Raw genomic sequence first — 16,009 nt, forward strand, 5'->3', positions numbered from 1 at the left:
TTCTAAGGAATAAATTGAAATTCTGGTAACAAAAACATTGCCCAAGCTAAATCTTGCACAGATGCAACTTGTGGCTTTTTTCCAAGGTATTTGATAGCAACTGCAAGTTCTTTTACAGTAGGTTTTCTACCTAGAGATTGTTGATACAAGGTTTGAACTAACTGTTCGCTCAAAGGATATCGCTGTACCCAATGAGAGGCTCCATCCAATAGAGCTTGATTAAATTTTACCCCATTCGTCAATTCCAAGGCTTGTAATAAATTACCTTGCACATTTCGATTGGTTGTAACATTTTCGCGTGTTGGTCGACCCAATGCCGTTAAAAATGCATCATTTTTAACAAGAGAAGCCCTTGCAAAGGGAATTTCTTTAAATATTTCTTTGGGCAAAGATTTTTTGGCTATCATCGAATCTGTGTACAAAGGATGAAAAACCTGACTAAATCCATCGGCAAATTGTTCAGCACTCAGGCGCCTTCTCAATGGTCCTTTAAAAACAAAATTAGAAGCAGTGACAAACTCTTGGGATTTCACCCCTATCGCTTTCATTTGATAAGTTTTTGAACTTAAAATAAAACGAATTAAGCGTTTGATATCAGTACCATTGTTGGCGAAATCATAAGCCAACCAATCCAATAAATCTTGCGACCATGGCGCATTGTCCATCGCATCAACAGGCTCCACAATACCTCTTCCCATCAATTGTGCCCAAATACGATTGACAAATGTTCGGTACAAACGACCATTCTTTTTTTGTACAAATATTTCCGAAAGTTGTTTCAATCGTTCCTCTTTTGAAACAGAGGCATTTATTTTTCCTAAAGCCGGATATAAAACACCATAAGAAGCCATTTTACCAGTTGGCAAATCGCATTTATGAATCTCCAAAGCTTTGGTAGAAAAAACATTAGCAAATGCATAGGACTCTTCAAGTTTCCAATCACTTATAAAAGAATCATGACAAGAAGCGCACTTTAAATTCAGTCCCATAAACACCTGCGCCACATTCTGAGCTGCCTGCATGGGTGCACTTTGACTTGAATTTACCGTTCCCCTCCAAATAATTCCTTTGATAAATCCTTCTGATTCCTTTTGGGGATTAATTAATTCCCTTACCAAAACATCAAATGATTTATTATTTTTTAGAGAAGCATATAGCCAATGTCCAATTTGAGATCTTCCTCCATCAATATAACCAGGACCCGCATAATCGTTTCGTAACAAATCGTTCCAAAAACTCAACCAATGTTGGGCATAAGCTGTATTTTGATTCAATAATTGATCCACCAATTGTTCTCTTTTATGAGGATTAATGTTGGCTAAAAAACGATTTACTTCTTCGGGACTTGGTAACAGCCCTATCACATCTAAATAAACTCTTCGAATGAATTGTGCATCTGAAATGGATTGTTTAAAAGTATTATTAGATGATTTCAAATAGGTAAAAACAAAACGATCAATCGGATGATTAATACCCTTTACGATAGGCAAAATTGGATTCCTTGGAGCTAATTCTGCTACCCTATATAAACTTTTCTCGGGTCCAGATGGCCAGGTTGCACCTGTTTTTATCCAATATTCAAGTAATTCAATATCTTCTTGGGGAACTCGTTTCCCTTTGGTTGGCATGGCATCATCATGACCATCCGGTAGTTTAATCCGACGGATCAAATCACTTTTTTCTGGATATCCTGCAATTAAAACTGGTCCGTCCTCGCCACCTTTGAAGATGAACTCCTTTTTATCCAATCGCAGTCCCCCTTTGGTTTTTGTAGCATTATGACAGGAATAGCAAGAATGCGCCAAAATGCTTCGAACTTTGATATTTAATTCAACAATTTGTTCTTCAGAAAGGGATGAATTGACAACTGGCTGTACCGGAGATTCCATCCATTCATCTAAAATAGCTTTCGATTGAACATTCTTTTGAGAAACTTTGTTTTGAATTTTACTATTCGTTGCAGTTTCTGCATTAATCCAATCCTCTAACAATTTTATTTCAGCTGCCGTAGGCCTTTTGCCTTTTGTAGGCATGGCATCATCGTCGTCCTTTGGTAATTTTATTCGACGAATCATTTCACTTTTTGAGGCATTACCAAGAACAATTGCTGGACCATTTTTCCCTCCTTTTAATGCAAATTCAAGATTATCTAAGCGTAATCGACCCTTTGACTTTTTAGGTCCATGGCAATCGAAACAATACGATTGAAGTATTTTATGTGATTGATTTCTAAGCAACTCTAAGGAATCGTTAAAATTATTAAAATCTTTGGAATCCTTTAAATCAGGTAAATCAGTGGTTATGGATTCTTCAGGCATTCGAACATATTCTCCACCAAAATAGCCAGCTAATGAAACGCTAATTATCGATAAAGCCAAAAATATTCGATAGGATTTAATCTCGTTATAAAAATGGGCAATAAGTGCAAAAAATATCCAAACACCAGAAGAAATTCCTGACCACAAGTGCTTTTGAATTAAAACTCCTTCATCACCTTCCTCCCAATATAATTGTAGTCCTAATGCAATTGAAATAAGTGATGAGCCAACTGCCACATACAAAATAATGCGGGCTGTTAATTGAAACTCATCTTTTCCTTTTTTGAAAGATAAAATTTCCAATAATCCCAAGACAAAAGGCAAACTAATAGGAAAATGCACTACTAATGGATGTAGTTCACCAATTTTTGTCCAGAATGAATTTAATTGCTCCATTATACAAACAACAATTTGTCCTATTTTTTCTAATTATAATAATAACAAATTTTACACAATTGTTTATCTTTAGTTATGAAAAAAATAATAAATACATTCTTTCAATTAGCTCTATTTTGTATTGCAATACAAATTAATGGTCAAACATTACCTGATAAGAAACCGAATGTAATCATAATTAATATGGATGATATGGGTTATGGAGACACCGAACCCTATGGAGGTACAGGATACAAAACACCCAATTTTAATCGTTTGGCAAAAGAAGGGACAAGGTTCACCCATTTTTATGCCGCACAAGCAGTATGTTCACCCTCTCGGGCTGCCTTATTAACAGGATGTTATCCGAATCGAATCGGAATGAGTGGTGGAGCTTTGATGCCTTGGGCCAAAAAGGCATTAAATCCAAAAGAAGAAACAATTGCCAAACTTTTAAAAAACAATGGATATTCTACTGCGATGTTTGGAAAATGGCACTTAGGTAGCAAACCAGGATATTTACCGCTTTCTTATGGTTTTGACCAATTTTACGGAATTCCTTATTCACACGATATGTGGCCTGTTGATTATGAGGGCAAACCAATTACAGATACCACAAATTGGAAATCCAAATATCCCATTTTACCTATTTATCAGGACAATACCATTGTAAAAACGATTACTAATTTAGAAGAACAAGGATTATTGACTACTACCCTTACCCAAAAAGCAAAGGAATTTATCTTAAATAATAAAAAGAATCCTTTTTTCTTGTATTTGGCACACCCCATGCCACATGTTCCTTTAGCCGTTTCACCTGCATTTAAAGGAAAATCAGGTGTGGGGTTATTTGGAGATGTTATTTCAGAAATCGATTGGTCAATTGGACAAATTGTAGACTTATTAGACAAAACGAAATTATCTAATAATACATTACTTATTGTAACAAGTGATAATGGTCCTTGGTTAACCTTTGGTAATCATGCTGGCTCTTCAGGGGGACTCAGAGAAGGGAAAGGTACTGCATGGGACGGTGGGACTAGGATACCATTTTTTGTCCGGTGGCCGGGTAAGGTAAAGCTAGGAGAAATAAATAACGAATTATTGACTCAAATGGATATTTTACCAACTATTGTTGCCGCAACTAATTCAAAACTTCCCAAGGAAAAAATTGATGGTTTAAATTTTCTACCATTACTTTTAGGTAAAACTTCAAAATCACCTAGAGACCGTTTTTATGTTTATTACGATCAAAATAATTTAAAAGTTATTCGATATAAAAATTGGGAATTAGTACTTCCTCATACCTCCCAAGCCTATTCTGCAGGGGAACCAGGTAAAGATGGTAAACCAGGCCCTACACCCTATATAAAAGTACCCATGGCATTATATGATTTGATTCACGATCCTGGAACTGTTTATGATGTGCAAAAAAATTATCCTGAAATAGTAAAACTCATCTTAGGTTTTGCCGAACAAGCAAGAGAAGACCTCGGAGATGATTTGGTAAAAAGACCAGGAAAAAATATTAGAAAAGAAATTGAATATTAACCCATAACTCATAACTCATAACTCCTCCCCCGGCCAATATTCCTTCTCCTTCCCTTTCAAAACATCGTCCTTGTAAAATAGCACCTCCTTAAATTGTCCATCCACATACATTTGAGCTTGGTCTTTGAAATGTGGATTTAGGATATTGCCTGATTCGCCACCAGCCAAAAGCGATTTTGCCTTAATCTTTTTGCCAAATTCTACCGCACAAATAAAACTATTGCCACCGTAGCCGTATCGCTTTTTTGTACCAAAGGTTTTACTGTTGAAAGATGGTAAACTGCCCCATTGGGAAGATGCAAATGGAGAAGCAAGACTTTCCTGCAAATCATCAAATTTAAAATCCAATTTGTTTTCAATTCGTTGAAATCTATTCAAATCGCCCCAAGCAACTTTCCAAGTACCAAAATTTGTTTGCAAGGTTGACATTACTTCTTTCATCCAATTTAATTTTTGTTCACTAGAGATAGAAAGAAGCATACTTTGTAATTCTTTAGGTAAATCAACCGGGCTTGTTTTACTCTTTAGTAAATAACTCATTACTTTTTCGCCCCATAAAATGGCTATTGTGGTGGCAATGGATTCTTTTGAAGAATTTCTATCCCAATTTTTCAATAATTTAGACGCATCAAATAAATCTGGACTAATTTCCTTTTTTTGATCAATAGTTTGTAGTAATGATGGAATCAAGACATCAAATGCAGCTAAATGTCTATCATAGCCTATTGTACGTAATTCATCCAAATCAATTTTTTGAATCGAACTAAATAATCTAACCGCGTTTATCCCTCTGAAATTTTCTACATCAGGCGACATATAAGTTGGAAATTTACTAGCATCTATCATCCCTATTCCAGCTGCAGTAAACGGAGTTGAATTACAGTTCTGTAACCATCCATTGCTAGGATTTTCAAAATGTACTATTTCTTTTACCGAATGTAAACCTTGCCACTCTGTAGCTTTTGTTGTACCATCTACTATCCCAGACCAATCAAATTTTGGATTTCTTTTCGGCATAAAATTACCGTGCCAATAGGCAATATTACCCTCCCTATCTGCATAAACTGTATTATTCGACACATTTGCGCGTAAATCTAAGGTTTTCTTAAACTCAGCAAAAGATCTTGATTTTGTTCTAAGCCAAGATTGCATTAGGGCTTTCAAAGACCTGTTATTCGACTTCATGGAAATCCAATGATCATTTTGCTTTGCCATAATTGGTCCATGGTGTGTGGAATAAATGGTGAAATCCTGATGTTCTATGCCATTTGCACTCTTATAATAAATGCGAGTTTTTTTCTCCTTAACTGGTAATTGCTTGCCCTCATATAAATAGGAATTCAACCACGAGGGTTGAATCTTGCTCACTCTGCTCACTTGATTACTATTCAACCCCAAGGGTTGAATCTGTTCAGAATACAAATCCGCTACATCAGCATTGCTTGAGGTATGCATCCATCCACAATTTGGATTGAATCCTTGATAAACAAAAAATTGTCCCCAGGTAACAGCTCCATAGGCATTTAATCCTTCTTCACTTACCAAATGCACCTCCGGTCTGAAATAGAAAGTCACATGTGGATTAATATACAACATTGCATTTCCACTTTTACTTTTAGCAGGAGAAATAGCAAATCCGTTGGATCCAGATAGATTATTTTCTTCTAATTTCTGATTCATATAGGCTAAATCAGAGTTTTTACCTTCATAAAAGTTCTTTATATCAGAGGCCTTTAAATTACTGGTTTGAATAGCAGAAATACTTCCATCGGTGTAGGTCAAAGGAAACCATGGATGAAACTTAGCTAAAACTGCAGGTTTAACTTCAGGATGTTTATACAAATAATAATTTACGCCATCTGCAAATGCATTCAAAAGTTTTTTAAGCCAAATGGGAGATCGATGATAATCTTTTACAGATTCCGTGGAATCGATGACCATTTTAACTAAAAGATCATCATAAATACCCTCCTTACCTTTAATTTCACTCGTTCTTCCCAACATGGTGATGTAATTCATTTCCACCCGTTGAAAATCATCTTCACATTGGGCATACATTAAACCAAATACCACATCTGCATCTGATTTTCCATAAATATGGGGTACACCAAATTTATCGCGAATGATTTTAACGTGTTTGGCTTGTGTTTTCCAATGATCAATTTCATTTTTAGTAAACCCAAAACTTTGGATTGTAATCAACAAGAAAAATAAAAGATATTTTTTCATAGAATTAATCGTTTATCGCATGATCAATTGGAATAGAAAGTCCTTTGTATGTTTTTTTAGCAGTCCAATCTTCCTCAGGAACTTGCCAAAAGGAATCATTTGCAGGTAATCCCAAAATCAAAAAAGCTTCTGAACATAAATACAAACTACCTGTTGAAATGTAAACTTCTCCAATTTCTGGTTGAAATCCGGCAATGCCTAATCGCAACCAACCGTCTTTAGTAAATGTACCGGATGCCTCCATTTGTCGTTTAATAACTTGATATAACAAACTTCTCACTTGTCCTTCTGAAACTCCATGTGGCAACATTTTTCGCTGAGCTACCAAAGATAAGGCTTGTAAATTTCCGAAACGGTAAGCCAAAGAACGACCTGTAATTGGGTAAGTTGCTTCTGGAGAAATCATTCGTTCTTGAATTTCTGCGTACCTCACCATACGTTTAGATTGGAGTTCTAAACTCAAATTTGTTGACACATTCATTGCTTTCATTTGTTCCAAAATTTCAAATAACATCGGATGAATCACAAAACTATTGTAGTAATCAAAATGAAAATCTTTACCATCACCATATACCCCATCTCCTTTGTACCATTCTGCATGTTTTTGAATGGCATAATCTATTTTACTTTGTTCACAAGTACCCGTTAATTTTAATAATAAAGTTTCTACCATCCCTGAAAATAACAGCCAATTACTTTGTCCAGGAGTAGTTTTCCGAGTCAATTGCAAGGCTTTTATCAAATTCGATTTAGTTTCAGCATCTAATTTTGCAAGCAATTGATTGGGGGCTCTTAAGAGTCCTTGACTTAAAAAAGCTGCATCTACCAACGATTGTCCAGGTTGATGGAAATTTAAATAATCTGGGGAATTGGGGTTTACGCCATTTTTTAAGGATTTCAAAACTAACTCAAGGTATTTGACTCTTAATTTACCTTCAGAAGATTCATCCGGACCTAATTCTAACCAAGGTGCCATACCTGCTACCAAGCGTCCGAATCCTTCTAAATAGGTTGAATTGTGGATAGATTCTCGCCCATTGTTACTTTCAACAGGCATATTTTTCTTCAAAGTATTTTGACTGAGATTTACTAAAACAGGGTCAGCAATTTTTATGAGAGTATTTATTAAATATTTTCTTTGCTTTAGCCCAGAAGAGCCAAATGTGGTAAAAAAAGAAAAGCCCATACAGAGTAGGACAATAATTTTTTTCATAGTTTTGATTTTGCGTTTAGAAATTTACTGAATACTTTTTTATATAAAACTATTAAAATGAAAAAACTACTATTAATCGCATTACTTTATACTCCTATTATAGGATATGCTCAACACAAATATGCTGCTAAGGATATTGAAGGTCGCTGGGACTTAACTCTACAAAATAAGGAAAAGAAACAACCTTCTTGGTTAGAAATAACTCATTCAGGTTTAAAAAATTTTACAGGACATTTTGTAAGTATTAATGGGAGTTCGCGCCCCATTTCAATTGTTCATGTAAAGGAAAATAATATTTCATTTGCAATTCCACCCCAATGGGACAATAGTACCAAAGATTTAACTTTTGAAGGAACAATTACTGGAAATACTATTTCAGGAACCATTGTTACATCTATGAATGAGTTAGTTCCATTTACGGGAAAAAGAGCTCCTGTATTAATTTCAAGCAAAGAACCGAAATGGTCTAAACCTGTTTCTCTTATCAATACCAAAGATTTAAGTGGCTGGGAGGTACTTGGATCAACAAATCAATGGGTGAATTCAAATGGGATTTTAAAAAGTCCAAAATCAGGTTCCAATATTAAAACAAAAGAAAATTTTAAAGATTTCAAGTTACATGCAGAAGTAAGATATCCAGCAGAAAGTAATTCCGGAATTTATTTGAGAGGCAGATATGAAATACAAGTAGCTGATAGTTATGGTTTGCAACCTGCAAAAGATCAAGCTGCAGCAGTTTATGGATTTGTTCAACCTTTAGAAATGCCCATAAAACCAGCAGGCGAATGGCAAGTATACGATATTACTTTGGTAGGTCGAGTAGTAACAATTTCATTAAATGGCAAAACGGTTATTTACAAAGCTGAAATACCAGGCATTACGGGTGGTGCATTAGATGCAAATGAGGAAGAACCAGGACCGATAATGATTCAAGGAGATCATGGACCAGTAGAATATCGAAATTTACAGATTAGCAAGGGAGAATAAAAAAAGGGGCAAAAGCCCCTTTTTATTTTAATAACGTTTTTTATCTGGAATTAACCATCCCAACCAGAGGCCACACAATCCCCAGGATGCCAAAGCATCAATCAAATCGGCTCTAATTTCATAAGAAGGATACCATACATGTAAGGTATAAAAAGAATTTGCAAAAACTATAATTCCTACAAATAATGCACTAATAAAAATAGATCCGAAGGTTTTAAATTTAAATCGATTGACCAAAAGTAAAAACAGAAATACAACTAGTACATCTGTCAGAAAACTTCTTACCATACTCATACCCATATTCATTTTATAAGTTGGATAATAAGAGATTCTTGCCCAAGGTTTTCCTTGAATACTTTTAGTAAATGCTTCAACTTCCTCTAAATTGGCCGAATTTTTAGGACGAGGTAACATATATCCTCCACCTTCTTTTAAGTGAGTGGAAAGATAATTTAAAATAGAATCTTGACTAGCTGAATATTGTTGAGCGGGTTCGTGAAGATTGAGCGCCATTTGAGAGGCAGCCTGACATAAAAAGAAAATTAAACCTCCTACCAATGCTCCAAGTAGAATTTTTTTCATAGTTTTTTTTAAGATTTTTTAAATTTACAAAACAAAGTATGCCAATTTAAGTAAAAAAAAACTAAAAATTGTCTAATTTTTCATTTTAGTACTTATTTGGACAACTTCAAATATTCTGTACCTGCTAACAAAAAACAACCTAAACCAAAATCTTCAAAATTTGGCACTGAGTTAAAAGTTACAGGTTGACCATCTTTTGGTTCTTTCCCTGTTCCTTGCACATTTCCTAAAAAACCACTAGGGTGAACACAGGTCAATAGTCCTTTCATTGCAGATTCTAATGGTTTAGTATATGTTTTTTTATCTAATAAGCCTGTTCTCATTCCATAAGAAAATCCATAAGCAAATAATGCAGTTCCTGTCAGTTCTGGACCACCAAAATTAGTTGGATCCTTTAAACTCACAGTCCAAAATCCATCATTTCTTTGTAAAGGCAATAATGCTTTTGACATATTTTGAAACATGGTAACATATTCCTCGCGATGAGGAGAATTTGCCTCCATTTGTTCTAAAGTTCTAACTAAAGCAGCATACACCCAGGCATTTCCTCTTGACCAAAAACATTTTTCACCATTCGGTTCTTTGTAAGGTAAAACAAAATCTTTATCCCTAAACCACAAAGCCTCTTGCGGGTCATACAAACCATTAACCGCATGCTTATTTTTAGTAAATGCATATAAATCATACATTTTTTCCCAATAGGCATTGTCCTTGTACATTTTAGCCAATCGAGCATAAACTGGCATACTCATTTGTAAACAATCTACCCAGGACCAATCGTCGGCCTTGGTAGAATATACCATATTATCAATATTAGTTTTAATTGGTTTAATCAAAGAAGAATCTCCTTTTCCCATTAAGAACAAATCAATATATACTTGGCCACATGCCTGATTGTCTGCATTACGTGTATTTATTTTACCGTCACGTAATCCCCATTGATGAAAGTTGCCCCAATCCATCATATACTTCATATCAGATTCTTTGGGATCCAATTTGTATAATTCCATCAATCCTTCGTAAAATACAGCGCGCGTCCAAATGTTGGAAGGACGAGTTCTATCGGGACTTACAATTACTTGTCCTACATCTGGCCATTTAGTTTGAAAATAGGATTTTGCCAAATGCATTTTTTCTAAAATAACTTTGTTTGGAATTTTGGCAAATGAAATTTGAGCTAATAAAATAAGGCTTACAAAAAATATTTTTTTCATGGCATGTAAAATAAGGAAGTCAAATCATCGCTTACTGGAGAATTATCCGGATTGGTTTTCATAATATCAGCCATATAGGCCCACCATTTTTTCATGATTGGGTGATTAGGTAAATCGGCTAATAAATCCAGATTGGGTGTTTCTAAATAAGCAAATAGCGTGAGAGATTCTTCGTCAAGAAAAATTGAATAATTGGCAATTCCGAAAGTTTTTAAATAGTCTGAGAGTTCAGGCCAAATCTCATCGTGGCGTTTTTTATATTCCTCGATATATCCAGGAAAAAGATACATTTTAAAAGCCTTTCTTTGCATAATTTTTTCTTTTAAAAGAAAAAAAGAGTAAAAACTTACTCTTTCAAAATATCCATAAATTCTTGTAAATGTTGGTCTGTAAAATCTAAATGAGTTACAAAGCGTAAGGAATGATTTCCAAATGCATTGCACAAAATTCCTTTATTTTTTAAGTCGTTTACCACTTGGGGTGCAAGTAAATCACCTCTTAATTCTACAATTACGATATTTGTATCTACAGGAAGAACATTTTTTATCCAAGATAAATCTTTACAATATTCGCCAATTTTTTGCGCACGCCTATGATCCTCTTTCAAGCGATCAACCTGATTATCGAGGGCATAAATACCTGCAGCTGCCAATAGTCCAGCTTGTCGCCAACCACCTCCAAATCTTTTTCTAACTCTTTTAGCTTTTTTAATAAATGCCTCGGTCCCTAACAAAACCGAGCCAATTGGAGCCCCAAGACCTTTAGATAAACAAACAGAAATAGAATCAAACCATTGTCCATATTGTAAAGGTGTTTGTCCTGTTGCTACCATTGCATTAAAAACTCGAGCCCCATCTAAATGCAAGGGCAATTTATTGGCCTTACAAAAGGAAGAAATTTCATTCAAAGATTCCGTTGAATAAACACTCCCCCCTCCTTTATTCATAGAATTTTCTAAACTTACTAAAGCGGATTCGCAAAAATGAATGTCATCTGGCGAAATAGCTTCTTTGATTTGCGTAACTGATATACGCCCTAAATCTCCTTTTAATAATTTTACTGAAGCTCCCGCATTTGCCATGATTCCACCTCCCTCATAAAAATAAATATGAGACATCGCATCACAAATAACTTCTTGGCCTTTTCCAATATGTGCTGCAATGGCAATTTGATTGGTCATTGTTCCAGAGGTGGCAAACAAAGCTGCTTCCATTCCAAAAAGATTTGCTACTTTTTGTTCTAAGGCCTTTACTGTGGGATCCTCATTAAAAACATCATCACCTAATGGAGCATCGAACATAGCCTGCTTCATGGCAGGTGTAGGTAAAGTAAATGTATCGGAACGAAGTTCTATTGCCATTTTAAAACTGTTTTAAATAAGACACTTTAGCCAAAAAAGCCTTTTGTTTTTGTAGAGTTAAATCATCTCCCATGTGTTCCACTTGATTTAGGACCAAATAGATGTATGACAAGGGTTTGTACTCCCAGGAAACACGTAAATTTAAAGATTTTAAGTCATTTAGTGCATTTTGCTGATAAAATCCAATCATTTGTAATCGTGGATTAATTGCCAATCGGCTTTCAATCATCCAAAGATTGATATTTTTTGATTCTCGTAAAATTCCCAAATCTTTAATTTCTGATCTATTTAAGGTAAGTCCAAAATTCACATGAGGAATGGGTGCAAAATTGGTTTTGACTAAATATAATCGAGTGGAACCATTGTAGTAATTGCCTATATCAGCATTCAACATATAGGAAAACTTTTTACTTTGGTCAGAAGAAATCATTAATCCATTTCGAATATAATCATATTGTCCTTTGGCAATTTGAACTTCCAATGGTTTAAAATCAGATTCAATATTTTGGTGTTGGAAAGCTGTAAAAAATCCAATCATTCCACCATTTGATAGGGTTATCCAAGCTGGTGTAACCAAAACACTACGCTCTAACAAATGCATTGTAGATGCACTATGATAAATTTCTGTGTAAATACCTGGTTCTAATGAACGAAGCCATTTGGGATACCACGATTTTCTCATTTGGTAATAGGCACCCTGACTATTTGATAAAACATTATTCCTAGAAACAAATCCCATGGCAGGAGTGTACTTATCATTGATATAAGTTTGGGTCCAATAAAAACCAAGAGAATTGGTTCGGTACATTATTTGATTGTATTGAGCAATACCGGTATTCGAATTAGTCGTATTACTTGTTAAAGATACCATACCAGCATAATACATTTTAGCAGATAAACGTACAAAAGCATCTGCTGCATAAGTATTTTCAGTAATTAAATTGTTTAATTTACTGGTAATGATTCCCCCAAAACGATTTTGCTTACCAAAATTATGCGACAATCGTGCAACACCAAAATCAGTAAATTCTGCACCGTCTGCAGCACCTTGTCGCATTAAAATAGCCCCGATATTGTTTTTATCAGACCTATAAACATATCTACCTCCTGCTATAATAGGTACTGGATTTACGTCTTTATCCAATCCAATTGTTCTACTAAAAAAAGGTCGGATATTCATAGAACCGCCCATTACTTCATCAATGGGTGCTAATCCTGCTGAAAATAAGGATGCATTTTCTAAGAAAAACTGTCTTCTTTCTGGAAAGAAAACAGAAAATCGGGAAATGTTATTAACTTGTCGATCGACATCAGCCTGCGCAAAATCCGTATTAAAGGTAAGGTCTAAAATATTGTTATTATTAATTGCCCATTTCACTTCCCCTCCCATTTTAAATTCTGAGACATTTTTATAACCTACTTCAGAACCATTGTTATTAACATCAGCAAATAAGATATAAGGAATGGCTCTAATATTTGTTATGGATGGTTCTGGAGGAGTAATGTTAACTAATTGTCCGGCATAATCCATTCGTAAAGGTGAAAATGCTCGAGGAACAGGAGACCAAACATTTAATTCGTTAGAGGTTCTCCTATTTCTAAAAAAATTGATACCCCAATTTTGGGTTTCGTTATTTTTTACACGAGGATATCGTAATGTACTCCAGGGAATGGCAAATTCAGCTATCCAAGCAGTATCCGCGCGGTGCGTACGCACGCGATATAAACCATCCCAATCTACATCAAATTGTAAATCATCAAACGACAATAAATCACGCTGAGCCCCATATGCATTCGATTGCATAACAATTGCATTTCTTTTATCATTAAATGCATCAAATGCAATACCAAACAAATCCTGTTCCCCGAACATAAAATCACGTTTTAAGTTAGGAGCTCGGTATTTATTTTTTCCGATTGTGTCTTTATTAATCACCCCAACGTATAAAAATTGAGGAGAACTTAGAATTTTAACTTGGGTTTCAAAACTTGCTTTATTGCCTTGAAATGGCTCAACTTGAAAATTTAAATGTACAGGTTTCGCTAAATTCCATTCAGATTCATCTAAATGACCATCTATCTTTAATGATTTATTTAATGGATAGGCTTCTACGGATTGTTGTTTTTCTGAAGGGATAAAAACAGCTTGGGCAAACGAAAAATTAGTAAAAAGGGCTAAAAAGCCCACTAAGAAATATAACTTCAAAATTATTTAGTTTGGATGATAAACAAATTTACGAAATCCAACTATTTTTTCTGAATCCAAAGCGCATAAGTTCGTATCAGGACAGGCAGGCCAACCAAGAACAATCCTGCGAAATAATAAGAAGCTATAATCAACCCGATTGCAGAAACAATGAATGCGTATTTCAAATAAACAGCCCAAATATCTTTCTTTTTTGAATTTGCAAACCAAAATACCAAAGGGAAATTTGTTGGAAGCAACATTAAACAAGAGGCATTCCACGACATTACCTCATGGTCTGTTCCTGTTGCTAAAAAGAAAATTAGCCAGGCAAATAATCCATAGACAGTAAATAAAATTTTGTCTAAAGTGAATTGAAATTTAAATTGTTTGATAGATACAAACAATACAAAAAGTGAAACTAAAAAAAGTACAATTATAGGCCCCATTGGGTTTATTTTACCCAACAAAGTGTCTTTTTCCTCATATATTGGAACAATTTCTTTTACCAAAGGTGCATTTCCATTTTTGGCAAAATTAAATGCATAATAAAGGTTATCTGGCAAATAAGTCGATTGAGAGGCACTAGCCTTTACATCGGAACGATAGCCCAGAGCTAAATTCATTCCAAAGGTTACCCAGGTATTATATGGAAGATATTTATTCATCCATTGTCGATATGATAAAGATTGAAGAGAATCTATTTGTCCCCAAGGCACCCGGATACCCTGTTGTTTTTCAAAAACATCTCTGATACGAGAAGAACAATTATCGTAAAAAAATTTGTATTGATATTCCTTATTTTGGGGTAAGAGATTAGTTTCTAAACGTTGAAAGATTTCATTTCTTTGTACAAGATTTAAATCCAATTTTTGGGCTACCATAGTCCGGTGCTCATAATTTGAATAAAAATAGACAACATCCTGAAACTGATTAGCGCTGATGGTATAGGGCAGAGTACCTTTTAAAAATTTCCAATAAAAATTATCTGTATTAAAATCAAAGGTACCATAAGAATAGGCCTTATCTATTCCATTTTCAGGATCTTGAATCAAAATCATGCTATGGCCAAATCGGGAATACAATTCCTTCCCTGGTGCTACAGTAATTAAGGAAATACTTGATTGGGGTCCTAATTGTCCAAATACTTGAACAGAAAGCAACAAAAAAAAGATAAATTTTTTCATTAGTTTGATTTACCTGAAATAACCAATACCATTTCACCTTTCACTTTTTCAGGATGTAGTTTAAAATAGGCTAATAATTCTTCTGCAGTCCCGCGATGCATTTGTTCATGCAATTTAGAAATCTCACGAGCCAACATAAGTGGTCGGTTGGGATCTATAAATTCAATAATTTGTTCAAGTGTTTTAATAATTCTATGAGGAGATTCGTATAAAACAATTGTCCTCTCCTCCTCAGCCATTTGCTTAAAACGCGTTTGTCGACCCTTTTTGTGAGGTAAAAATCCTTCGAAAACAAATCGGTCTGTTGGGAACCCTGAATTAACCAAAGCTGGCACAAAAGCTGTAGCCCCAGGCAAGGTTTCAATCTCAAAACCTTTCTCCAAACAGGCTTTAACTAATAAATATCCAGGATCAGAAATACCGGGAGTTCCTGCATCCGAAACAAGTGCTAGTGACTTTCCGCTCTCCAACATTTTTAAAACACCGGAAACTCCTGCGTGTTCATTGTGGGCATGATGTGCCATTAAGGGCTTTGAAATACCTAAATGTTTCAACAAATTACCCGTATTGCGGGTATCCTCCGCCAAAATTGCATCAACCTCTTTCAGAACTTTAATAGCCCTTAAAGTAATATCATCAAGATTTCCGATAGGAGTTGGTACGAGGAAGAGTTTCATAACTCAAAGGTACTAATTGTTAATTGTTAATTGTTAATTGTTAATTGTTAATTGTTAATTGTTAATTGTTAATTGTTAATTGTTAATTGTTAATTTGATGTAAGCCCAAAGGGCTTAACTTGCTTAACCCG

The 16,009-nt window shown here is 34.8% G+C and carries 12 protein-coding genes; 2 read left to right on the forward strand and 10 right to left on the reverse strand.

Annotated elements, in window-relative coordinates; translation table 11 throughout:
- Window positions 1-2 precede the first annotated feature (2 nt).
- Window positions 3-2,714, reverse strand: a complete 2,712-nt coding sequence (locus tag EOJ36_RS02440; protein ID WP_238944377.1) for a DUF1549 domain-containing protein — start codon at window positions 2,712-2,714, stop codon at window positions 3-5.
- 75 nt (window positions 2,715-2,789) lie between these two features.
- Here EOJ36_RS02440 and EOJ36_RS02445 point away from each other — a divergent pair, with 75 nt between their 5' ends.
- On the forward strand, window positions 2,790-4,244 hold the full coding sequence (locus EOJ36_RS02445) for a sulfatase family protein (RefSeq protein ID WP_127802426.1): 1,455 nt from the start codon (window positions 2,790-2,792) through the stop codon (window positions 4,242-4,244).
- Between the two features lie 15 nt (window positions 4,245-4,259).
- On the opposite strand, the gene EOJ36_RS02450 is transcribed toward EOJ36_RS02445, so the two are convergent.
- Both EOJ36_RS02450 and EOJ36_RS02455 read right to left on the reverse strand, forming a co-directional pair.
- Window positions 4,260-6,473, reverse strand: coding sequence for a penicillin acylase family protein (locus EOJ36_RS02450; protein WP_127802427.1), 2,214 nt, complete (start codon window positions 6,471-6,473; stop codon window positions 4,260-4,262).
- A 4-nt stretch (window positions 6,474-6,477) separates the two neighbouring features.
- On the reverse strand, window positions 6,478-7,686 hold the full coding sequence (locus tag EOJ36_RS02455) for a DUF2264 domain-containing protein (protein ID WP_127802428.1): 1,209 nt from the start codon (window positions 7,684-7,686) through the stop codon (window positions 6,478-6,480).
- 57 nt (window positions 7,687-7,743) lie between these two features.
- Between EOJ36_RS02455 and EOJ36_RS02460 the strand changes: the two genes are divergently transcribed.
- Entirely contained in the window at window positions 7,744-8,673 is a 930-nt protein-coding gene (locus EOJ36_RS02460) for a 3-keto-disaccharide hydrolase (protein ID WP_127802429.1), read from the forward strand.
- 27 nt (window positions 8,674-8,700) lie between these two features.
- Here EOJ36_RS02460 and EOJ36_RS02465 read toward each other — a convergent pair whose 3' ends face one another.
- From EOJ36_RS02465 to rsmI, 7 genes are all read right to left on the reverse strand, one after another.
- Window positions 8,701-9,255, reverse strand: coding sequence for a hypothetical protein (locus tag EOJ36_RS02465; protein WP_127802430.1), 555 nt, complete (start codon window positions 9,253-9,255; stop codon window positions 8,701-8,703).
- A 92-nt stretch (window positions 9,256-9,347) separates the two neighbouring features.
- Window positions 9,348-10,469: a glycoside hydrolase family 88/105 protein gene (locus EOJ36_RS02470; RefSeq protein WP_127802431.1), complete on the reverse strand. Its 1,122-nt coding sequence runs from the start codon at window positions 10,467-10,469 to the stop codon at window positions 9,348-9,350.
- The gene (gene rhaM, locus EOJ36_RS02475) at window positions 10,466-10,780 is read right to left on the reverse strand and encodes an L-rhamnose mutarotase (RefSeq protein WP_127802432.1); all 315 of its coding nucleotides are present in this window, start codon (window positions 10,778-10,780) and stop codon (window positions 10,466-10,468) included. Before rhaM ends, EOJ36_RS02470 begins: the two co-directional genes overlap by 4 nt.
- Before the next feature lie 35 nt (window positions 10,781-10,815).
- Window positions 10,816-11,829, reverse strand: coding sequence for a threonine aldolase family protein (locus EOJ36_RS02480; protein ID WP_127802433.1), 1,014 nt, complete (start codon window positions 11,827-11,829; stop codon window positions 10,816-10,818).
- 1 nt (window position 11,830) lies between these two features.
- Window positions 11,831-14,035 carry a carbohydrate binding family 9 domain-containing protein gene (locus tag EOJ36_RS02485; RefSeq protein WP_164847816.1) on the reverse strand — a complete coding sequence of 735 codons (2,205 nt, stop codon included), beginning with the start codon at window positions 14,033-14,035 and terminating at the stop codon, window positions 11,831-11,833.
- A 41-nt stretch (window positions 14,036-14,076) separates the two neighbouring features.
- Window positions 14,077-15,201 carry an Lnb N-terminal periplasmic domain-containing protein gene (locus EOJ36_RS02490; protein ID WP_127802435.1) on the reverse strand — a complete coding sequence of 375 codons (1,125 nt, stop codon included), beginning with the start codon at window positions 15,199-15,201 and terminating at the stop codon, window positions 14,077-14,079.
- Window positions 15,201-15,878: a 16S rRNA (cytidine(1402)-2'-O)-methyltransferase gene (gene rsmI / locus EOJ36_RS02495; RefSeq protein ID WP_127802436.1), complete on the reverse strand. Its 678-nt coding sequence runs from the start codon at window positions 15,876-15,878 to the stop codon at window positions 15,201-15,203. The genes EOJ36_RS02490 and rsmI overlap by 1 nt, the downstream gene beginning before the upstream one ends.
- Between the last annotated feature and the right edge of the window lie 131 nt (window positions 15,879-16,009).

Origin of the sequence: Sandaracinomonas limnophila, from assembly GCF_004005965.1 — a bacterium.
Classification (GTDB): domain Bacteria; phylum Bacteroidota; class Bacteroidia; order Cytophagales; family Spirosomataceae; genus Sandaracinomonas; species Sandaracinomonas limnophila.